Origin of the sequence: Pseudomonas sp. CK-NBRI-02, from assembly GCF_008124495.1 — a bacterium.
In the GTDB taxonomy this organism is placed as follows: Bacteria; Pseudomonadota; Gammaproteobacteria; order Pseudomonadales; family Pseudomonadaceae; genus Aquipseudomonas; species Aquipseudomonas guariconensis.
The window spans coordinates 263,016-279,973 of sequence record NZ_VSJH01000006.1 but is presented as its reverse complement, the minus strand read 5'-3'; the positions used below and the strand labels follow the sequence as shown (position 1 = coordinate 279,973).

General features: G+C 59.0%; 29 protein-coding genes. 20 read left to right on the top strand and 9 right to left on the bottom strand.

Going from position 1 to position 16,958, the window contains the following annotated elements; all coding sequences use genetic code 11:
* Positions 1-18: 18 nt before the first annotated feature.
* Together DQ397_RS05820 and DQ397_RS05815 are read right to left on the bottom strand one after the other, a co-directional pair.
* Complete coding sequence (locus DQ397_RS05820) at positions 19-207, bottom strand: hypothetical protein (protein ID WP_043206566.1); 189 nt, start codon at positions 205-207, stop codon at positions 19-21.
* Positions 204-905 (bottom strand): hypothetical protein, encoded by a 702-nt coding sequence (locus tag DQ397_RS05815; protein ID WP_148921506.1) that lies wholly within the window; start codon positions 903-905, stop codon positions 204-206. The genes DQ397_RS05820 and DQ397_RS05815 overlap by 4 nt, the downstream gene beginning before the upstream one ends.
* 48 nt (positions 906-953) lie before the next feature.
* Between DQ397_RS05815 and DQ397_RS05810 the strand changes: the two genes are divergently transcribed.
* Positions 954-2,027, top strand: a complete 1,074-nt coding sequence (locus DQ397_RS05810; RefSeq protein ID WP_148921505.1) for a hypothetical protein — start codon at positions 954-956, stop codon at positions 2,025-2,027.
* A 44-nt stretch (positions 2,028-2,071) separates the two neighbouring features.
* On the opposite strand, the gene DQ397_RS05805 is transcribed toward DQ397_RS05810, so the two are convergent.
* Positions 2,072-2,695, bottom strand: coding sequence for a hypothetical protein (locus DQ397_RS05805; RefSeq protein ID WP_043206563.1), 624 nt, complete (start codon positions 2,693-2,695; stop codon positions 2,072-2,074).
* On the opposite strand from DQ397_RS05805, the gene DQ397_RS05800 reads away from it, so the two are divergent.
* A complete protein-coding gene (locus tag DQ397_RS05800) occupies positions 2,694-3,275 on the top strand; it encodes a hypothetical protein (RefSeq protein WP_148921504.1) in 582 nt (193 codons plus the stop codon). The two genes, DQ397_RS05805 and DQ397_RS05800, sit on opposite strands and share 2 nt — an antisense overlap.
* Positions 3,276-3,319: 44 nt before the next feature.
* On the opposite strand, the gene DQ397_RS05795 is transcribed toward DQ397_RS05800, so the two are convergent.
* The 5 genes from DQ397_RS05795 to DQ397_RS05780 form a co-directional block, all read right to left on the bottom strand.
* Positions 3,320-3,568, bottom strand: a complete 249-nt coding sequence (locus DQ397_RS05795; protein ID WP_043206561.1) for a hypothetical protein — start codon at positions 3,566-3,568, stop codon at positions 3,320-3,322.
* 81 nt (positions 3,569-3,649) lie between these two features.
* On the bottom strand, positions 3,650-3,811 hold the full coding sequence (locus DQ397_RS24485) for a hypothetical protein (protein WP_168166373.1): 162 nt from the start codon (positions 3,809-3,811) through the stop codon (positions 3,650-3,652).
* Between the two features lie 2 nt (positions 3,812-3,813).
* Positions 3,814-4,293 (bottom strand): single-stranded DNA-binding protein, encoded by a 480-nt coding sequence (ssb, locus tag DQ397_RS05790; protein ID WP_043206560.1) that lies wholly within the window; start codon positions 4,291-4,293, stop codon positions 3,814-3,816.
* A complete protein-coding gene (locus tag DQ397_RS05785) occupies positions 4,290-4,628 on the bottom strand; it encodes a hypothetical protein (protein ID WP_043206559.1) in 339 nt (112 codons plus the stop codon). Before DQ397_RS05785 ends, ssb begins: the two co-directional genes overlap by 4 nt.
* A gap of 19 nt (positions 4,629-4,647) precedes the next feature.
* Positions 4,648-5,031 (bottom strand): helix-turn-helix transcriptional regulator, encoded by a 384-nt coding sequence (locus DQ397_RS05780; protein ID WP_043206558.1) that lies wholly within the window; start codon positions 5,029-5,031, stop codon positions 4,648-4,650.
* Positions 5,032-5,270: 239 nt separating this feature from the next.
* On the opposite strand from DQ397_RS05780, the gene DQ397_RS05775 reads away from it, so the two are divergent.
* A complete protein-coding gene (locus tag DQ397_RS05775; protein ID WP_043206557.1) occupies positions 5,271-5,501 on the top strand; it encodes a hypothetical protein in 231 nt (76 codons plus the stop codon).
* A 531-nt stretch (positions 5,502-6,032) separates the two neighbouring features.
* Here the strand turns inward: DQ397_RS05775 and DQ397_RS05770 are convergent.
* Positions 6,033-6,815 carry a helix-turn-helix transcriptional regulator gene (locus DQ397_RS05770; RefSeq protein ID WP_043206556.1) on the bottom strand — a complete coding sequence of 261 codons (783 nt, stop codon included), beginning with the start codon at positions 6,813-6,815 and terminating at the stop codon, positions 6,033-6,035.
* A gap of 116 nt (positions 6,816-6,931) precedes the next feature.
* Here DQ397_RS05770 and DQ397_RS05765 point away from each other — a divergent pair, with 116 nt between their 5' ends.
* The 17 genes from DQ397_RS05765 to DQ397_RS05685 all read left to right on the top strand — a co-directional run bounded on the left by DQ397_RS05765 (position 6,932) and on the right by DQ397_RS05685 (position 16,954).
* Complete coding sequence (locus DQ397_RS05765) at positions 6,932-7,141, top strand: Cro/CI family transcriptional regulator (RefSeq protein WP_080642037.1); 210 nt, start codon at positions 6,932-6,934, stop codon at positions 7,139-7,141.
* A gap of 217 nt (positions 7,142-7,358) precedes the next feature.
* Positions 7,359-8,024, top strand: a complete 666-nt coding sequence (locus tag DQ397_RS05760; RefSeq protein ID WP_043206673.1) for a Rha family transcriptional regulator — start codon at positions 7,359-7,361, stop codon at positions 8,022-8,024.
* Between the two features lie 11 nt (positions 8,025-8,035).
* Complete coding sequence (locus tag DQ397_RS05755) at positions 8,036-8,764, top strand: helix-turn-helix domain-containing protein (RefSeq protein WP_043206555.1); 729 nt, start codon at positions 8,036-8,038, stop codon at positions 8,762-8,764.
* Positions 8,761-9,444: a replication protein P gene (locus DQ397_RS05750; RefSeq protein ID WP_043206554.1), complete on the top strand. Its 684-nt coding sequence runs from the start codon at positions 8,761-8,763 to the stop codon at positions 9,442-9,444. The genes DQ397_RS05755 and DQ397_RS05750 overlap by 4 nt, the downstream gene beginning before the upstream one ends.
* Positions 9,441-9,650 carry a hypothetical protein gene (locus DQ397_RS05745; protein ID WP_238556589.1) on the top strand — a complete coding sequence of 70 codons (210 nt, stop codon included), beginning with the start codon at positions 9,441-9,443 and terminating at the stop codon, positions 9,648-9,650. Before DQ397_RS05750 ends, DQ397_RS05745 begins: the two co-directional genes overlap by 4 nt.
* A complete protein-coding gene (locus tag DQ397_RS05740) occupies positions 9,632-10,048 on the top strand; it encodes a VRR-NUC domain-containing protein (RefSeq protein ID WP_043206552.1) in 417 nt (138 codons plus the stop codon). Before DQ397_RS05745 ends, DQ397_RS05740 begins: the two co-directional genes overlap by 19 nt.
* The gene (locus DQ397_RS05735) at positions 10,045-11,334 is read left to right on the top strand and encodes a site-specific integrase (protein WP_043206551.1); all 1,290 of its coding nucleotides are present in this window, start codon (positions 10,045-10,047) and stop codon (positions 11,332-11,334) included. Before DQ397_RS05740 ends, DQ397_RS05735 begins: the two co-directional genes overlap by 4 nt.
* On the top strand, positions 11,331-11,579 hold the full coding sequence (locus tag DQ397_RS05730; protein WP_043206550.1) for a hypothetical protein: 249 nt from the start codon (positions 11,331-11,333) through the stop codon (positions 11,577-11,579). The genes DQ397_RS05735 and DQ397_RS05730 overlap by 4 nt, the downstream gene beginning before the upstream one ends.
* Entirely contained in the window at positions 11,576-11,893 is a 318-nt protein-coding gene (locus tag DQ397_RS05725; protein WP_043206549.1) for a hypothetical protein, read from the top strand. The genes DQ397_RS05730 and DQ397_RS05725 overlap by 4 nt, the downstream gene beginning before the upstream one ends.
* 11 nt (positions 11,894-11,904) lie before the next feature.
* Entirely contained in the window at positions 11,905-12,591 is a 687-nt protein-coding gene (locus tag DQ397_RS05720; RefSeq protein ID WP_043206548.1) for a hypothetical protein, read from the top strand.
* Positions 12,592-12,714: 123 nt separating this feature from the next.
* Complete coding sequence (locus tag DQ397_RS05715; protein ID WP_043206547.1) at positions 12,715-13,446, top strand: hypothetical protein; 732 nt, start codon at positions 12,715-12,717, stop codon at positions 13,444-13,446.
* Positions 13,447-13,513: 67 nt separating this feature from the next.
* Positions 13,514-13,837, top strand: a complete 324-nt coding sequence (locus DQ397_RS05710; protein ID WP_023379832.1) for a phage holin, lambda family — start codon at positions 13,514-13,516, stop codon at positions 13,835-13,837.
* Between the two features lie 3 nt (positions 13,838-13,840).
* On the top strand, positions 13,841-14,059 hold the full coding sequence (locus DQ397_RS05705; protein WP_043206546.1) for a hypothetical protein: 219 nt from the start codon (positions 13,841-13,843) through the stop codon (positions 14,057-14,059).
* Between the two features lie 60 nt (positions 14,060-14,119).
* Positions 14,120-14,299: a hypothetical protein gene (locus tag DQ397_RS05700; protein ID WP_043206545.1), complete on the top strand. Its 180-nt coding sequence runs from the start codon at positions 14,120-14,122 to the stop codon at positions 14,297-14,299.
* Positions 14,290-14,661, top strand: coding sequence for an HNH endonuclease (locus tag DQ397_RS05695; RefSeq protein ID WP_043206543.1), 372 nt, complete (start codon positions 14,290-14,292; stop codon positions 14,659-14,661). The genes DQ397_RS05700 and DQ397_RS05695 overlap by 10 nt, the downstream gene beginning before the upstream one ends.
* Before the next feature lie 85 nt (positions 14,662-14,746).
* Complete coding sequence (locus DQ397_RS05690) at positions 14,747-15,223, top strand: phage terminase small subunit P27 family (RefSeq protein ID WP_043206542.1); 477 nt, start codon at positions 14,747-14,749, stop codon at positions 15,221-15,223.
* Between the two features lie 3 nt (positions 15,224-15,226).
* Complete coding sequence (locus DQ397_RS05685) at positions 15,227-16,954, top strand: terminase large subunit (protein WP_043206540.1); 1,728 nt, start codon at positions 15,227-15,229, stop codon at positions 16,952-16,954.
* Positions 16,955-16,958: the final 4 nt, after the last annotated feature.

The following is a 16,958-nucleotide window of genomic DNA, read 5'->3' as shown; positions in this document are numbered from 1 at the left end:
TACAGATGTACTCTTGCCTCAGGATGGCTTGCGCTCTTGCTTGGCGATGACCTTCAGGCAGGTCTTGCAGGTGACTTCGGACTTGAACCTGGCCGACTCCCATTCCTCGCCGTCCCGGTGGCCACGGCCTACGCCGCAGGCTGAGAAGTGCTCGTCGTCGTTGCCGTCGTGGTCGTAGTCAATGTGGACGGCCCAGTGGATTTTCATGGCTTGCGCTCCAGGGCGGCGCGGGCTTGCCAGTCTGCTCCGGCAATGAATCCTTCAAGTGCGGCTTGCTGGCCATCCATGCGGCCTATCGCTTCGCCCTTCTTGTAGAACGCCCAGTCGTGGAACGCCTTCGTCGTCGCCCGCTCATCGATCTCAACCGCCGCGCTCGGCTCTGCACTGGCGGATAGGGCTTTGTAGTCTTTGGCGATGGCTTCAACGACTTCGGCGTATGGGTGGTCATGCCAGAAATTGGTGTGATCTACGACACGATCAAGCAGCGCATCCCGCTCGGCCAGCTTGGCGCGCAGTCTCCCAACCTCTGCGCCTATCTCGTCACGCTCATCATTGAGATCGCGAATGACCTGCGAAAGCTGATCAACATCGCCAGGATCGGCGTGGGTGTAGAGCGGCGTTTCTTCCCAGGAGCCGCGATCACCTTCGCTGGCGCGATTGAGAAGGACGACAGGTTCTACTTGACCTTCCGGGCGAGAATAAATCCACGCCACTGGCTCGACCTTGTGCTGTTGTGCGGGCGACGCCATTTCCTCGTCGTGTGCCTCCAGGCAGTGCTCGCACAAGTTGTGCTCCAGCTCACGGCGGGTCTCACACCATCCGCCGCAGTTGTTGTGGAACTGGCATTCGGTCATTTCGCTGTCGCTGACCATCTCTGTGTTGCTGGATCGGTTTTCTGTGGGCATGGGGGATTCTCGAAGGTATATTTTCTGGTTTGACGCAGAGGAGGGGTTATGAGCAGTGCAAGAGAGGATTTTTTTGCTGATGATAATCGAAGGCGAATTGTCACTAATTCTTTAGCTAAAGTTCGAGGCGGGCTTGATGCGCTAAGAGATAGCGATGATGAAAGATTTAAGTTTATGCTTTACTTTATCGGGCTTGCTCTCGCTCACCTTCAGCGTGATCCTAGATCCTTTGATGAACGATGTATCATGAATATCACTGTTATAGGTGAAAAATTCATAGATGAACTTTCCGATCTGAGCTTGTCGAGAAGCGAGATTGAGACTCTGTTCTCATCTTGTTATCGATTTCTCATGGAATATCAGCTCAGTACACCTAATCAGATAGCGCCCGATCTCTTGCAGGCATTAGAGCGCGTTTCTGATTTTGAATACGAAGGCATCGCTGCCTCTCAGATAAGGTATGCAGGTCAGCAAATGCTGGTCAACGTTGTACAGCATTATCTGTACCACCCAAGTCTTGTTGAGCTGAAAAATCTTCCTGGCACGATTGAACGCTCGGAAAAAGAGCGCGAAAAGTCGGAAGTCGCCATAGGAGCAAGAGAAGAAAGGGTAAAAGCCCTAGCAGATAAACTGGAGACTTACGAGACAGCCTTCAATTTTGTAGGGTTGTATTCGGGTTTCAAAGACATGAAGTCTGCTAAAGTTTTGGAGAAGAAGTGGAATTTCCGTTATCTGATTATGTTGGGGTTTTTGCTTCTGCTACCATTTGTTGTTAAGGTTGTCCTGATGATTCGTGGGGAGGTTGGCTTCAAGTTTGACGCAGTAGGGCTAGCTACATTAGCAGGTCTTGAGTTATTGCTTTTGTATTTCTTTAGAGTGGCCCTGCAGAACTTTAGGTCTATTAAAGCGCAATTGCTTCAAATAGATCTAAGAATGACTTTGTGCCAGTTCGTGCAAAGCTACGCCGAGTACTCGAAGGATGCCCGGGATGTAAGTCCTGGGCTTCTAGAGAGGTTTGAACAAGTGGTCTTCAGTGGGATTGTTAATGATGAAAATTCTATCCCTTCCACTTTTGATGGTTTGGACAAGCTGGCTGAGTTAATTGGCAAGGTTCGAAAGTAGCTATCGTTGAATAGGGGAAGGCGCTGGCGGGCAGCGCAGGAGGGTCAGGGGCAGTTGTTCGCGCCGCAGTTCTGGCAGTCGCTGAGGAATCGGCCGTCCCAGCTGACGAAGCGTCCGCAGCCGTGGCAGTTGAGCGGCCTCTGCCATGGCTTGCGCTGCTTCCTCGGTACCGCCATTTCGATACCGGTACCGCGCAGGGCGTCTTTGATATTCACGTCCCGCTTGTGCACTAGGCGCCTTGCTTTTGCCTCGAGATAAGACAAGGGCCAGATCACCGCTTCCTCTGGGCTGTTGCCTATCGCCTCGGCGGCCTCAAGCGTGAGGTGGTGGGCCTTTTCGAATCGGTACGTGTGGCCTATCGGCCACCTAGCCAAGGCAATATCGTTACCGTTCCAGTGCCCTGGGATCTGCAGGACAACAGTACATCCCGGGCTGAGCTGGTCGCGGGCTTCGTCCAGGTTGATGTACTGGTGGTCGACGCCGAGATGTGCACGGGCGTCAACGTAGTCTTTCGGCCATGGGATGTCGGTATCACGGTGGCTGCAGGCCTGCTCCAGGGTGAACAGCTCGGCCTTGTCGAGGCTGGTGGTGTATCCGCCGCCCAAGGCCCAGAACATCAGACCATCACCAACATCGGTGCGACTGTCCTGCAGGTAGAACTGGGTCATGGCTTTCTCCATGCATGGCGCCGCCCTCCGTGGCCGGATGCGGCATGGTGGCAATTTGGTTTGGAATGGGGTATTACGGGTGACCGGCATGGAGCCGGTAAGAGGACATGAAATGACTGCTACGGCCGAAATGCTTTTTAACATGCAGCGCTTTCAACTGCTTGCGCTGTTCGCAAATCCGAAAATCGAGAGAAACATTTCTCCTGCTTATGCCTACGCCTGGGACAGAGGGGTTTATCCCTTTGGCGACGATGGTGCACCGTGGCATACGCCTTACGGTGATCAGTTCCGCGTAGGCGAGGCGCAACTGTCGGAGCTCGCTGAGTTCCTGGATAATCTTTGGACCGAAGGTAAGAAGATTTCCTTCTATGACTTGGAAAGTCATTACGATGTGAGTGGCGCTTCACGCCCTGGACCCGTCTGGGGACGGGCCGAGCTAATCGCCGCTTGCCGATACTTCTATCTTCTCGATTGGTTTGACGAGCCATTCTGGACTGGAATGATTGGTCATTCGAACTGCCCGAGTGAATCTAAGAGCATCACGAGGCCGTTCAATCCTGAGGATGTCTATTTCTTGTAGGCCGCGTGGTACCGGTCGTGACCGTGACCTGTCACGACTACATGTCACGTTAAGCTTATCAAGTCTAAAAGCTGAGCGTCCGTTAGTCGGTCGGCGCCGTGTATGAGGCGAGATATCAGGTCTTGTTCTTCCTCAATCTCGGCGCGGGCCATTACGCGTTTGAGCGATTTATCTGTGTTGTGATACAGCTTCGTGACGATCTGTCGTGACAGCAGCTTGGCTTCGCGCTCCTCTGCAGAGAGCTTGTCGCGCTCGCGCTGTTCCTTCTTGCGTTGGGCTGGCGTCTTCGCCATTGCCGTTACCTCCCAAGCCGCTGGGCGGCAGATTGATGTGTTGCTGGCGCCGGCCGTGCCGGACGCGGGTGGTGATGCGTTTCAAGCGATGAGCTCCATGTCTCGATCGTTCCAGCCTGCCAACCACCAGCCGCAGTCGACGGTCATCCAGCCGTAGGGCTGTGAGTGCTTCGACTGTCCGTTGTCGCGGCAGGCGCGGCCCAGGTAGTAGGCCGCAGGGTGAGGGGCATGCTGGTGCTTCATGGCTACGCCCCGGCGAGGTGAGGTAGCGGTGCGAAGGGAATGTCGTCGTCGAAGGTGTCGGGTGGCACGCCTTGCTGACTAGGCTGTGGGGCAGGGCGCTGCTGCCGTGGTTGCTGCTGACCGCCGTCCTGGCTTTGTGGCCGGCCGCCCAGCAGCTGGAAGGTCCCGCGGATATCGACGTGCACCTCCGTGGTGTAGCGCTTGATGCCGTCCTTCTCCCACTCGCGGGTCTGCAGCTTTCCCTCGATGTAGATCTGCGAGCCCTTGCGGGCATACTCCCCGGCGATCTCGGCGACCTTGCCGAACAGCACGACGCGATGCCACTCGGTGCGCTCGACTTTCTGCCCGGACTGCTTGTCGGTCCACTGCTCGCTGGTGGCCAAGCTGATGTTGGTCACGGCATTGCCGTTGGGCAGATAGCGCACCTCCGGGTCCTGGCCGATCGCGCCTAGCAGAATGACCTTGTTGACACCCCGGCTCATGCTGACGCCGCTCCGGCCAGCACAACCAGCAGCAGGGCAAACAGGCTGACCCAACGGGTTGCGCGCTCACCGATGTGCCTGGCCTGCATGACTGCCGCGACAGGCATGACCTTGGCGTCGATCGCCCGCTCCAGGCTCTGCGCGTAACGCACTGCCTGCGGGTAGCTGACGTTGCGGCCGTACACGCGGTTGTCGCTCGCCGAGACCACGGCCCAGCCGTTTCCGCTTTGGGTGACGAAGAAGCGCGACTTGCTGCGGAAGGCCTCGGTTGCGGTGATGACCTCTTGGCGCAGGACGTCGAGCTGGCCCTGGCTGTCTTTGATGGCTGCTTGCATGTTGTGATCCTCGGTATGGTCAGGCGTAGAGCTCGAAGGCCTCGGCCTTGCGAACGATTCGAACTTGGGCGGTACGCCGCTCTGGCACCCGGCGATCACGTCGCATCGGGTCAGCGTCATCGATGACCGCATGCATGGCGATGAGGCCGGCGAGGGCGATGCACAGAGGGCTGATGATCTGGCGGCGCATGGCTTCGGCGACCAGGGCGGCGCGGCGGGGCACGTCCAACTTGAACATGGCCGCCGCCAGGCGCTTCTCCACGGTGCCGGGCGAGATCTCGAAATGCTTGGCGATCTCCTTGGTGGTGAAGCCCTGGGCAACGTCCAGCAGGCACTGCAATTCGCGAGGCGCCAGACCACGGCCGAGGTGGCCTATCCATGCGCCGATGGTGATCGTGTCCATGAGTTGTCTCGGGGTCTTGAGGTCGGGAGGCAGTTGTAAGCTTTGGGTTTACAACTGGGCATCAACACCGCAGAGCGTCCTGTTGAACTGTTTCCCTTGATTGATAGGGCAGGGCGCTCTGCGCTGGGGATGAAGCTGAATGGTGGCCGGCGGCCAGCTCACCACTGCCCAGGTGACGGGCTTTGCGCTAGGCTGAGCGCTCTCACACAACACAGCCTGCAAAGGAGGGCGAGCTGCATATGCGCAAGCTCAAGTTGAAATACCTACACGACGCTGACGATATGGACCCCACGCATCTAGAGACTGATCAGGCGATAAAGATCGGTGATGCTGTCGAGCTGTCGGATGGCTTCTGGTATGGGGTTACGGACATTCGAATTCTGAAGCGAGATATTCAGCTAACGCTGTCGAAATCCTCGCTGACTTCTGAGGAGGCAAAGCTTGTAATGAAGCAGCTATCGTCCGACTGAGCACGACGGTGGCGTACTTCAAGCAACTGTCTTTATCGATGTCCCGGCTGGGATGCATGAGCGCGAGCTTCGTTCTCAGTCCGGGCTCACCCTGGCAGGCTAGGGTCATCAGCGCAGCCTCAACTCTTCCCTCCAGCGTCGGCGCGCTGATCGATGCACCTGCTATTTCATGCTGACTCTGCATTGCATTTCTCCCATTGACTTCCCGTCTGGCCCTGTCGCCAAGGCCAATCGGTGAAATCGCCCCGGCCTCGCTACTGGCGACAGGCCGGGGTCATTCGTAGTTGTTCCTCCAGCCGCGGCACTCACCCGCTGGATAACTGCATTGGCGCTTTACGCTGCACGCCCGGGTCAGTTGCCAACCCTCTGGACCGTTGAGGCCTGTCCATCGCTGCCTTGCTGCTGGCCGGTGTCGATCCGGCATGAGCAAAAAGTAGCAGCGCTGCTATGCATTGTAAATAGCTGTGCTAATAAAAAAATCTACGGGCGCAAAAAAGCCCGCACGATGCGGGCTTCAATGGAGAGGGTTGATCACCTGGAATACATGGCCCACCAGAACACATGGCCCAAAATAGCGATCCCTTCCTCCTGCATCTGCTTGAAGCTGTAGTCCTCATCCGGATGCTCGTCCCGATTGAAGCTACGGAGGCGGATGCCGCCAGGTTGTCGGAAGACTTGTTTGACCCTCAGGTGGCCATTGTGGTTGATCGCATACAGGTCGCCGTCGGTAATTTCAGTGATAGAGGTCCTGCCCGTATTTACGCCCACCGTGGCACCGTCTCGCAGGACTGGCAGCATGCTGTTACCGCGAACGGTCACGCATTTGGCTCGATCAAACTGAACACCGTTTGCGCGGAGGTCCCTCTTGTCGAAACGAAGTCGAGAACCGTCATCTACTTCGATCCCAAAGCGGCCAGATCCTGCCGCAAGCTCCACCTCGCGAAGGAACGGAACCTCAACCTCGCAGGAGTCCAGCGGGGTTCTCTCATCCCAAGCCTGAATATCTTGAAGCCCGGAAGCATCTGCGCTGCTTTGCGGGTTGGTGATTCCGCGCATCAGCCTAGGACTGACCTCATTTGGATCAAATCCAAGGGTCTTGGACAGCTTCAGTAGCGCTTCAACGTTAAGCGGCACCTTGCCTGTTGCGTACTGACTGAACGCGCTTTGCCCTGACCAGCCGCAGGCGTCTGCTACGTCCGCCTGAGTGAGTGAGCCGCCAGCAGCCTTCGCAGCAGCTTTTCGCTGCTCATAGATTGCCTTGAGCCGCTGGCTTTCGGAGGTTTCTTCGGGTGTGAGTGCGCGTCGTGTCTTCATGGGAAGAAGGATATTAGCTGCGCTTATCGCACCACAAACAGCGCTGCTAGTAATTGCTTGTTTGGAGTAAGTAGCGCTGCTACTATCGACATGCATTAACGCACGCTGGAAATGCCATGAAGACAATCCCCCTATCTGAATATCTGGAAAAGCACGGGACGCAGGCCGAACTGGCAGCCGCTCTCGGAATTAACCAGAGCGCTGTATCGCAAATGGTGCGGGCTGGACGTTGTGTGCACGTAACCATTTGCGACGACGGACGTATCGAGGCCTACGAGCAGCGCCCTGTTCCGGCTCGGCCCAGGACCAATCGCCCGGCGGCATGACGAGATGAATTATGCGTGACCTGGCCTTGCGCCAGTAGTGAGACCGTCCTGCTGTTCATCCGTCCAGTACCTGAATCGCAGGCATAAAAAAACCGGGTGGCAGCCCGGCTTCTTCAACAACACATCGAGGTCGATTATGCACTCCGCAATCGATGCGAGCAATACCAAGCCTGTCGCGTCAGTCGTTGGTGATTCGCCAAAACTAGCGCGTCAGGTCATGTCCTCCCGCGAGATCGCCCAGCTCACTGGCAAGAGCCATGACAACGTGCTGCGGGATGCGCGCCGCTTGGTCGCAGAGGGTGTCCTCAAATCTGAGGAGACCCCATACACCCACCCGCAAAACGGCCAATCCTACCCAGAATTCCTGCTGAGCCAGCGCGACACCCTGGTTCTGGTATCCGGCTACAGCGCCCAACTACGCGCCAAGATTATCGACCGCTGGCAGGAGCTGGAGGGGCGGGTAGTGGCCCAGGTGCAGATTCCCCAGACCTTCGCCGAGGCGCTGCGCCTGGCTGCAGATCAAGCAGAGCAGAATCTTCAGCTCCAACAGGTCATCGAGAAGCAAGCCCCGAAGGTTGCCGCCATCCAGCGTTTGGCTGCCGCTTGTGGGGCTATCTGCATTACCGATGCGGCAAAGCAGCTGCAAGTTGCCCCGTCGAAGTTGTTCGACTGGCTGGAGCAGAACCGCTGGATATTCCGCCGCAAGGGCTCCAAGCGCTGGATCGCTTATCAGCCGCGCATCACCTCCGGGCTGATGAAGCACAAGGTGACAGCCCTGAAGCCCGATCCCGAAACCGGTATCGAGCGAGCCGCGTTTGATCCCCTGGTCACCCCAAAAGGGCTTGCGCGTCTCGCTGAGTTGAAGGCAGGGGGTTCGCTGTGAGTGTACAAGCCATGACCTGGGCCCTGGCTATTCCGAAGTCCTCCCTGGAGAACCCTGCAGCGCGCCACGTCCTGCTGTGCCTGGCCAACTACGCCGGCAGCGATGGCCGAGGGGCGTTTCCTTCTGCCGCAACACTGTCCGAAGACACCGGTCTGTCCGAGCGTACCGTGCGCCTCAAGCTGGACGAATTGGCCGCTGCTGGATGGATCACCGAAGGCAACCAGGCGATCGCCGCTGCGTACATTGATCGCCGTGACCGCCGCCCGGTGGTTTATGACCTGCAGATGAAGCGGGGTGCATCTGCTGCACCCCGAGCAGAACGGGGTGCAGGAAACCGCACGGGGTGCAGCTCACGGCAGAACGGGGTGCAGGAAAACGCAGAACGGGGTGCAGCAGCTGCACCCAATACGTCAATTAACCAATCTACTCACTCTCTGCGCGAGCCGTTCGAAATGTTCCTCGAATGGGTGCCCGACCAGGAAAAGCTCCAGGCCTATGCGGTGACGGCAGGGTTAACCCTGGAGCACTTTGGCAAGAAGGCCATCTCCGGGTTTGTGATCCACCACGAAGCCAAGGGGGTCGCACAAACCGAGAAGCAGTGGCTCGCAGCGCTGGTGGGGTGGGTTCGGCGCGATATGGCTAACGCCGCCGGATCACCGTCTTCTCGACCCAGTGGTCGTCAGTCCGCAGCGTTCGATGACGAAGACACGTCCTGGCTTGATAACGGGGGAAGGCAATGAACCAGGTATCCGTAGTAACGCACGGCCTGTGGGCCAAGATCCAGTCTGGCCAGCACATTCCAGCGGGTTATGAGCTGCCCGCCGACGTGAAGGATGAACTCAACCGCAAGACCGCCGCGGTGATTAACGACCTGTTCCGCGACTTGCGTTCGATCTGTACTGGCTGGAAGCAAGCCTGGCCAGACCGGGAGACTTACAACGCCTCAAAGAAGCAATGGCTCACCGCGTTCCTAGAGGCCGGAATCAACAGCGCTGACCAACTGCAGTTCGGCCTGATGCATTGTCGCCAGTCGGTTATGCCATTCATTCCTTCACCGGGTGAGTTCATCCAGTGGTGCCAGCCATCCCCCGAAATGCTCGGCCTTCCAACGCTTGGCGCTGCGTTCCGCGAAGCCTGCCGCAATGCTCATCCGGCCATGGCTGGGCAGGGCAAGTGGAGCCACGACGCGGTGTGGCACGCCGCCAAGGAGAGCGGCTTCGAGAACCTGAACAAGCTTCCTGAGGACGCCAGTTCGAAGCTGTTCGAGCGCAATTACACCATCGCTGTTCGCCGGCTGATGGCTGGTGAGCCCCTGCAGAAAATGCCGCTGGCACTACCGGCCAAAGTCGCCGCCCGGCGAACGCCGCAGATTGGCAACGATGCGCTGGCTGCAATCCGCGCGGCAAGGAGACAAGCATGAACATGCTGCTCAACCCGAATCCCGCCGAGTACCGCTACGCGCTCTACTGCCGCAGCGACAAGCTCGACATTTCCTATGGTGCCCGGCAGCCCGTGGCGCTGTATCGCGAAGAGGCGTTGGCTCAGGCGCACGGCGCCCGGATGTGGCCCGGCGCCTTCACCGTCATCGACCTTCAAGGAAGCGACCCATGCGCCAATTCAAACTGACTAAGGCTGTCCGCGCCAAGCCCGTCGACCGCGAGGGGCAGGAGCAAGCAGCGCTGATGCAGGAGCTGCAACTGCGTTACCCGGAGGCCTACGCGCTGATCTATCACGTCCCGAACGGCGGGCACCGGGTCAAGGCCGTGGCTGCCAAGTTGAAGGGGCAGGGCGTCAAGGCCGGCGTGCCTGACCTGGTACTGCCGATGGCGCGCGGTGGCTGGTTCGGCCTGTACATCGAGTTCAAGGCCCAGCCCCCGTTCGACGCACCGGTCTCGCCGAGCCAGGATGCCTACCTGCAAGCCCTGCACCGGCAAGGCTACCTGGCCATCGTGTGCCGGGGCAGCATTGACGCGGTGGAGGCCATCCGCGCCTACCTGCTGCAGCCCGCCACGGTGGCCGCATGAGCGCGACCCGGGAAGTGAAGTTCAGCGAGGCCGAGGTCCGCCGGCAAGCCGGTGACAAGTCGGTGCGCGACCTGCGCGATCCGCGTCACCCCGGCCTGTACCTGCGCTTCTGGAGCACTCGCGACCGTGGCACCTGGCATCTGGTGCGCGGCAAGCGCTGGGTGCCGATCGCCCGCTGGCCCGACCTCAGTGCGTCGGCGGTGATCGCCGAGTTGCCCGTGCTGCGGCAACGCCTGCTGCGTGACCCCGGCACGGCGCCGGTGGCCTCGGGCATGCTCACCGTCGGTCAGTTGTTGGACTGGTACGGTGACCGTCTGGCCCGTGATCGCTCGCTGTCGATGAAACGCAAGGCCGGGGCGCGCTCCTCCATTGCCCAGCACCTGAAGCCGCGCCTGGGCAGCCTGGCCCTTGCCGACGTGAATGCCGAATCGCTGGACAAGTACTTGATGTGGCCCTGCCAGGCCGAGGTGTCGCTGTCCTACCTGCGGCAGATGTTCACGCTGCTGCTGACCGCGTTCCGCCAGGCCCTGAAGCTGGGCCTGATCGACCACAACCCCATGGCTGGGATGCGCTTCAGCGACTTCACCAAGGCCAAGATCGTGCCCAAGGCCGCCCGTCTGCGCGATGTGCAATTGCCCGCGCTGATGCAGCAGCTGGCCAAGGCCTTCGACTCTAACGCCATGCTGGCCCTGATGATGCTGGCTCACGGTACCCGGATCGGGGAAACCCGCATGGCCCGCTGGAGTGACATCAGCCTGGCCGCTGCCGAATGGTTTATTCCAGCGGCCCACACCAAGACCCGCACCGAGCACCGCCTGCCACTGACCGCCCAGCTCAAGGCTCTGCTGACTCGGTATCGGGCGATTCAGCAGGCGCAAGGGTACGAGGGCGTTTACCTGTTCCCGAACCGCCGTGGCCACTGCCTGAGCGAGGCCCAGGCCAGTCAAGTGTTCACGCGCCTGGGGCAGGGCGAGTGGACCAGCCACGACCTGCGCAAGGTCTCCCGCACCACCTGGACCGACCTCGGGATCGATGGCCACATCGGCGAGATGCTGCTGAATCACACGCTGGGCAAGATCGCCAGCACCTACATCCACACGCAGGCCATGGAGCAACGCAAGTTGGCGCTGGAGAAGTGGCATGCGTGGCTTGATCGGATCGGTTTCGTGGCCATCCACGGCCTTAAAGAGGCCTTATTTGAAATCCCGCAGAAATCGCCACAAGCCAATGGTGACGAGGCCTCGGGCGACCTTAACGAATTAGTAATAGGCGAGGATTCGAAATGAGAAATTCCGAGCACGGGGCCGTCGCCTTCCTCTACAGCCTGGAAGGTCGAGCCATTGGGCAGGTGATCATTGATGAGTGGTTCGGCGTGGACCTCGGCGAGGAAGTGACCGTGTCGCCGCGGGAAGGAGGCTTGTTTGGCCTGCAGCAGTTCGACAAGCCGGTTGTGGCTGGCAGTGCGGTCGTACCGCGCAGCCGCGCGTCCAAGCCATGGCTTCGAGCCAAAAAGGGGCGTGCCCGCCAATGAGAAGAAGCCACGGGCCGGCTTTCAAGAAGGCCGTAATAGATTTGGATGTATGCCCTTTGTGCCGTGGGAGAGCGGTCACCAAGGGTGTGTTTCACGAACTGCCATGCGACCACTGCAACGCCTCGGGCTGGGTGGTGGCTGCAACTGGCGAGGCCTTGCCTGTGGATGAACTGGTGACCCAGCTCAGCATGAGGCTGCAGGCCGCGACACGGCAGATCGAGCAGTTGAAGAAGCCTCGGGCGACTGGCCCAGAGGCGCTGTATCAGGAAGGCAACCGGCTGGGCGCCGGTGGCAGCAACTACACGGGCGATTGAGGGGGAAGGACATGATTTACAACAGCGTATCGGGAGCAGTAGTGGCCGCTCTGGCGGCTGGGGAGAAGGGCGCCGCGAAAGGGCAGGCCTGGCAGAAACTTTACAAGGCGGCAGAGGAGGAGGGTGGTTGCCTGGCTTCGCTCGGCGGGCAGTCGGGTGGTTTTGATCGGGCCCAGGTGGACTACTGGCTATCCGCTCGGCTGCACCATTTGTTGATCCCTCGGCACTGGCAGGCGTTGAATGCGAAGTACGCCACCAACAAGGGCAAGAAGCTGCAGGGCATCTCGGCCATCGCGCCACTGATCGCCAGCCCAGCACCGCAGCTGTTCATCTACAAGGCGGTCACCGCTTGGGCTGTGCCGAAGTTGAAAGGAGCTCGCCGGAAAGGCCCGCGCTCCGTGTCGGTGGACATTCCGTTGGATGCGCCGGACTGGCGTCGTAACAGCCTGGTCGATGCTGCACTGGCAGCTGGTCAGGCAGAGCGGAAGAAAGCGGAGGCGCTTGCCGAAGACCTGATCGTCCTGCCCGACAGCTTCTACGACATGAACACCTGGGATCTGGACGGCACGCCGGAGCCAACCCGCTATCGCTGGCGATCCGGGATAAAGGAGAAGCTGGACGGGATGGTTGATGACGCGCTGATCGAAGTGCGGGCGATTCTGGAGGCCGAGGGATTGCTCATCAAAGAAGCAGCGTAATTGCCTGTTGACATCGGTGAGAGAGTGAGAGAAATTATCGCCATCCTGTCATTCCTGCGCGTGTTGAGGAGTGACCCTAAGAGCCCAGCGTCAATATGTTGGGCTTTTTTGTGGGCCTGATCCGTGTTCGATAAGTTTTTCACTCCTTTATTGTCTTTATTCACTATCCTCGGTCCGATCTCGTACTGCCTTCTCGCTATGTATGAAATTGGAAGACTTGGCTACTTTCATGCGCCAGTGAAATTTCTCCAGATCGGTTCCTTTGGGGTCCATGATGTGCTGGAGAAAGTTTATATAACCCTTATACCGATCCTTGTAATAATCGGCTTGTGTTGGAGGGTCAAACTGCTGCGCGGAAGAGAGAAATTATATGGTCTGATTGTCGCTGTTGGGGGGGTGTTTTTCATCCTCTATAGACTATCAACGTCACCTGAGAAGCAGCTTTTTTTCCTTGTGGCGGCCGTATTATGCGTACTTCCCGGAATTCGGGGTACCAATTTCCCGGAATACGGGAACGAAGCCGAAGAGTCTGAAGGGGTCAAAAAGACAAAGGCTCAGTCGTTTGATGGCATCGGCTCCCAGTCCTTAGTATTGTTAGGGTTGATATCGTTGCTGTGCTTTGTCTTCACGGCGGCAGGCGCTAGGGATGCGGCGTTTGATAAGTATTATTGGTCTATTGGTAATGAAGTAGTATTAGGCTTTTACGGAGACAAGGTCCTCACTTCCAACGTAATCGAAGGCAGCATTGGTCCGGATTTCTTCATCAAAGAAATCAAAAATCTAGACCAAGGAATTGCGTACCGAAGTATCGGACCACTTCGACCAGCACCGCGATGGGAAGAAATAGCGAAGTAGTACCAAAGTTAACTAAGCCTCCTTATGGAGGCTTTTTTATTTCCGCTCCCTTACGGGAGGAACCGAGATGCCGAACATGCCTGAGAAGGATCCTGGCCTGTGGGCCGCTGTGCTCGCATGGTTGATCGCGCATCAGCCACAGCTCTATACCGGCGGCATTGCTGCTGCGGTGGCGATGTGTCGCGTCATTTACGGCGGAGGCCGAGGTCGCAAGATCTTCTTGGAAGGCGCGATCTGCGGCTTGATCGCGATCAGCCTGTTGCCGGTGCTGGAGTACTTCGCTTTGCCGCCCAACCTTTCAGTATTTGCCGGCTGCATGGTCGGCTTCATGGGCGTGGAGAAACTTCGCGACTACTCCGACCGGTTCATGAGCAAGAAGGTGGAGGGCTGATTAATGAAGAGCGCCGAGCAATCCCGTCTCAACTACCTGTTAACTTCGCGTCCTCTCATCGTCAAACGTAACGGATTGCACTACTGCCTTCACGATGCCTTCAGCGGCGAAGTGCTGGCAGGTCAAGCCCAGGTCCGTTTGGTGCAAAACCCCAATGAGGTCGCGCGGCTGATCGTCGAGTTCAACTGTGATGGCACTCACGTCCGACTGGATGGCGAGTGATGGCCTGCAGCGGTTGCGCCGCCCGGCGTGAATGGATCAACAAGTGGATGAAGGTGGCCCGTGAGCGAGCAAGCAATCTCTTTGCTCCAGCAGATTCTGGAACAGCAGCAGAAGCAGACCAGCCTGCTCGAACAGATCGCGACCCAGAACCTGGCGTTGATCGAAGCCCTCGCGGATGACGTTGGCCCCGAGCCTGATGAACTGCCACTGACTTACCTGAGTGGTGCGCCATGCCGCTGAGACCGCAACGACCATGCCGGGCACAGGGATGTCGATCACTGCATCGCAACGCCAATGGCTACTGCGATGGCCATGCCGACCTGGCTGCAGAGCAGGCCAAGGCCTGGGCGACTCGCAAGGGATCAGGCCGTGGTGGTCGACCATGGCGCCGCAAGCGTGAGCGAATCCTAAAGCGAGACCAGTACCTTTGCCGGTGCGACGACTGCGCCAGACTTGGCCGCATCCGAGAAGCGCATGAGGTTGACCACATCGTGGCCCTGGCCCATGGCGGCACGGACGATGACGATAACCTTCGGGCGATCAACCGCGACTGCCACAAGGAGAAGACGCAGCGGGAGTCGCGACGAGGGGGAGGGGTATAGCAAAAGTTCAGGCCTTTTCGCTCGGACACCGCGCCCTCAGTCGTTTTTTTACACCCGCGAAATATAAAGTTTAGTGGAGGCGCCGATGCCAGGGGTTGCCGGGCGCTCCGGCCGTCGCCCAAAACCCACGGCCCAGAAGGCGCTGGCCGGTAATCCCGGCAAGCGCAAGCTCAACATGGACGAGCCTGACTTTGCTCTGGTGACCAATGTCGACCCGCCCGAGTGGCTGTGCGAACACGCCACTAGGGTCTGGGAAATGCTGGTGCCGGAATTGCTGCGAGCCAAGGTTCTGGCTCTGACCGATATGCACAATGTCGAGGCGTTCTGCACTGCGTACGGTAACTGGCGGCTTGCTCAAGACTCTGTCCGGGAACATGGCGTCGTAGTCGCGGGAGCCACAGGCGGGCCGGTGAAAAATCCGGCGCTCACCGCCGCCAACGAGGCCATGCGCCAGATGGTCACTTTCGGCTCGATGCTTGGGCTCGATCCCGCGAGCCGCACGCGCATCATCGGCGGCAACAAGCAGAAGACAACGAACCCATTCGCAGGCTTGCTCGAGTGACCAATGGCCAGGACCAAGTACACCAACGTCGACAAGGCGATGGCGTGGGCAAGGTCCGTCCTGAAAGGCAAGTTCCCGGCCTGCCGCTATATACACCAGGCGATCGAGCGGCACTTTGACGACGTAGCGGCCAGCCGCTCCAAGAGCTACCCATACAAGTTCGACCCGGCCAAGGCCGAAAAGAAGCTGCGCCTGATGCAGCTGCTGCCCCACACTAAGGGCGAATGGGCGTTCAAGCGGCAGTTGATCACGCTTGAGCCATGGCAGCTCTTCGGCCTGGCCTGCACTTTCGGCTGGATCCGGAAGAAGGGCGGGTACCGGCGTTTCCGCGAAAGCTACTGGGAAGTGCCGCGCAAGAACGGCAAATCGGTGATTGCCGCCGGCGTCGGCATCAGCATGTTCACCGCCGACAACGAGTTCGGCGCCGAGGTCTACTCCGGTGCGACCACCGAGAAGCAGGCGTGGGAGGTATTCCGGCCTGCAAGGCTGATGGTCAGCCGGTCGCCCATGTTGATCGAGGCGGCGGGCATCGAGGTCAACGCCTCGAACTTGAACATCCCGTCCAACGGCAGCCGCTTCGAGCCGCTGATTGGTAACCCGGGTGATGGTGCTTCGCCGTCGTGCGCGATCATCGACGAATACCATGAGCACGACAGCGCGGCGCAGTACGACACGATGCTTACCGGCATGGGCGCACGCCGCCAGCCGCTGATGTTCATCATTACCACCGCCGGGGCGAACATCGAGGGGCCTTGTTACGACAAGAGGCGCCAAGTCGTCGAGATGCTCAATGGCACCGTCCCAGACGACGAACTGTTCGGCTACATCTGGACCCTTGACGAGGGTGATGACTGGACTGATCCGAAGAACTTGGCCAAGGCGAACCCCTGCATGGGCGTGTCCGTGTTTCAGGAGTACCTGGAGAGCCAGCTGGCGAGGGCGATCCGCTCGGCGCGTTTTACCAACACGTTCAAGACCAAGCATCTGAACCTGTGGGTGAGTGCCAAATCCGGCTTCTTCAATATGGAGAGCTGGAAGGCCTGCGAGGACAAGACGCTCACCCTTGAACAGTTCGAGGGCCAAGAATGGGTTGCCGGCTTCGACCTGGCGCGCAAGCTGGACATGAACTCAAGGGCCAGGCTGTTCTGGCGTGAAGTCGATGGGAAAATCCACTACTACAGCGTCGGACCTGCGTTCTGGGTGCCGGAGGACACGGCCAACGACGTAGACAACAAGCGTATGTCCGAGCGCTTCCAGGCCTGGATCAATACAGGCCACCTGGTCGCAACGCCCGGTGCCGAGGTCGATTACCGCGAGATCCTCGAGGACACCAAGGAAGCCAATAAGCTGGCACCGATCAGGGAGAGCCCGATCGACCCGCACGGGGCCACTGGTCTGAGCCATGACCTGGACGACGAGGGCTTCAACCCGATCACCATTACCCAGAACTACACCAACATGTCCGACGGCATGAAGGAGCTGGAGGCGGCCATCGAGGCGGGACGCTTCCACCACGACGGCAATCCGATCATGACCTGGTGTATCGGAAGCGTGATCGGAAAGCACCTGCCGGGTAACGACGACGTGGTGCGACCAATCAAGCAGGGCGAGGACAACAAGATCGACGGCGCCGTGGCACTGATCATGGCTGTTGGATCGGTTCTGCGCCTGGCTGCTGAAGGCTCTGGCGGCTTCGACAACTTCTTCGCCAACCCTATCGTGGTTGGCTAACGGG

Coding starts and splice junctions, on each gene's coding strand:
- DQ397_RS05820 (WP_043206566.1), bottom strand. CDS start 207: ATGAAAATCCACTGGGCCGTCCACATTGACTACGACCACGACGGCAAC.
- DQ397_RS05815 (WP_148921506.1), bottom strand. CDS start 905: ATGCCCACAGAAAACCGATCCAGCAACACAGAGATGGTCAGCGACAGC.
- DQ397_RS05810 (WP_148921505.1), top strand. CDS start 954: ATGAGCAGTGCAAGAGAGGATTTTTTTGCTGATGATAATCGAAGGCGA.
- DQ397_RS05800 (WP_148921504.1), top strand. CDS start 2,694: ATGGCTTTCTCCATGCATGGCGCCGCCCTCCGTGGCCGGATGCGGCAT.
- DQ397_RS05805 (WP_043206563.1), bottom strand. CDS start 2,695: ATGACCCAGTTCTACCTGCAGGACAGTCGCACCGATGTTGGTGATGGT.
- DQ397_RS05795 (WP_043206561.1), bottom strand. CDS start 3,568: ATGGCGAAGACGCCAGCCCAACGCAAGAAGGAACAGCGCGAGCGCGAC.
- DQ397_RS24485 (WP_168166373.1), bottom strand. CDS start 3,811: ATGAAGCACCAGCATGCCCCTCACCCTGCGGCCTACTACCTGGGCCGC.
- ssb (WP_043206560.1), bottom strand. CDS start 4,293: ATGAGCCGGGGTGTCAACAAGGTCATTCTGCTAGGCGCGATCGGCCAG.
- DQ397_RS05785 (WP_043206559.1), bottom strand. CDS start 4,628: ATGCAAGCAGCCATCAAAGACAGCCAGGGCCAGCTCGACGTCCTGCGC.
- DQ397_RS05780 (WP_043206558.1), bottom strand. CDS start 5,031: ATGGACACGATCACCATCGGCGCATGGATAGGCCACCTCGGCCGTGGT.
- DQ397_RS05775 (WP_043206557.1), top strand. CDS start 5,271: ATGCGCAAGCTCAAGTTGAAATACCTACACGACGCTGACGATATGGAC.
- DQ397_RS05770 (WP_043206556.1), bottom strand. CDS start 6,815: ATGAAGACACGACGCGCACTCACACCCGAAGAAACCTCCGAAAGCCAG.
- DQ397_RS05765 (WP_080642037.1), top strand. CDS start 6,932: ATGAAGACAATCCCCCTATCTGAATATCTGGAAAAGCACGGGACGCAG.
- DQ397_RS05760 (WP_043206673.1), top strand. CDS start 7,359: ATGTCCTCCCGCGAGATCGCCCAGCTCACTGGCAAGAGCCATGACAAC.
- DQ397_RS05755 (WP_043206555.1), top strand. CDS start 8,036: ATGACCTGGGCCCTGGCTATTCCGAAGTCCTCCCTGGAGAACCCTGCA.
- DQ397_RS05750 (WP_043206554.1), top strand. CDS start 8,761: ATGAACCAGGTATCCGTAGTAACGCACGGCCTGTGGGCCAAGATCCAG.
- DQ397_RS05745 (WP_238556589.1), top strand. CDS start 9,441: ATGAACATGCTGCTCAACCCGAATCCCGCCGAGTACCGCTACGCGCTC.
- DQ397_RS05740 (WP_043206552.1), top strand. CDS start 9,632: ATGCGCCAATTCAAACTGACTAAGGCTGTCCGCGCCAAGCCCGTCGAC.
- DQ397_RS05735 (WP_043206551.1), top strand. CDS start 10,045: ATGAGCGCGACCCGGGAAGTGAAGTTCAGCGAGGCCGAGGTCCGCCGG.
- DQ397_RS05730 (WP_043206550.1), top strand. CDS start 11,331: ATGAGAAATTCCGAGCACGGGGCCGTCGCCTTCCTCTACAGCCTGGAA.
- DQ397_RS05725 (WP_043206549.1), top strand. CDS start 11,576: ATGAGAAGAAGCCACGGGCCGGCTTTCAAGAAGGCCGTAATAGATTTG.
- DQ397_RS05720 (WP_043206548.1), top strand. CDS start 11,905: ATGATTTACAACAGCGTATCGGGAGCAGTAGTGGCCGCTCTGGCGGCT.
- DQ397_RS05710 (WP_023379832.1), top strand. CDS start 13,514: ATGCCGAACATGCCTGAGAAGGATCCTGGCCTGTGGGCCGCTGTGCTC.
- DQ397_RS05705 (WP_043206546.1), top strand. CDS start 13,841: ATGAAGAGCGCCGAGCAATCCCGTCTCAACTACCTGTTAACTTCGCGT.
- DQ397_RS05695 (WP_043206543.1), top strand. CDS start 14,290: ATGCCGCTGAGACCGCAACGACCATGCCGGGCACAGGGATGTCGATCA.
- DQ397_RS05690 (WP_043206542.1), top strand. CDS start 14,747: ATGCCAGGGGTTGCCGGGCGCTCCGGCCGTCGCCCAAAACCCACGGCC.
- DQ397_RS05685 (WP_043206540.1), top strand. CDS start 15,227: ATGGCCAGGACCAAGTACACCAACGTCGACAAGGCGATGGCGTGGGCA.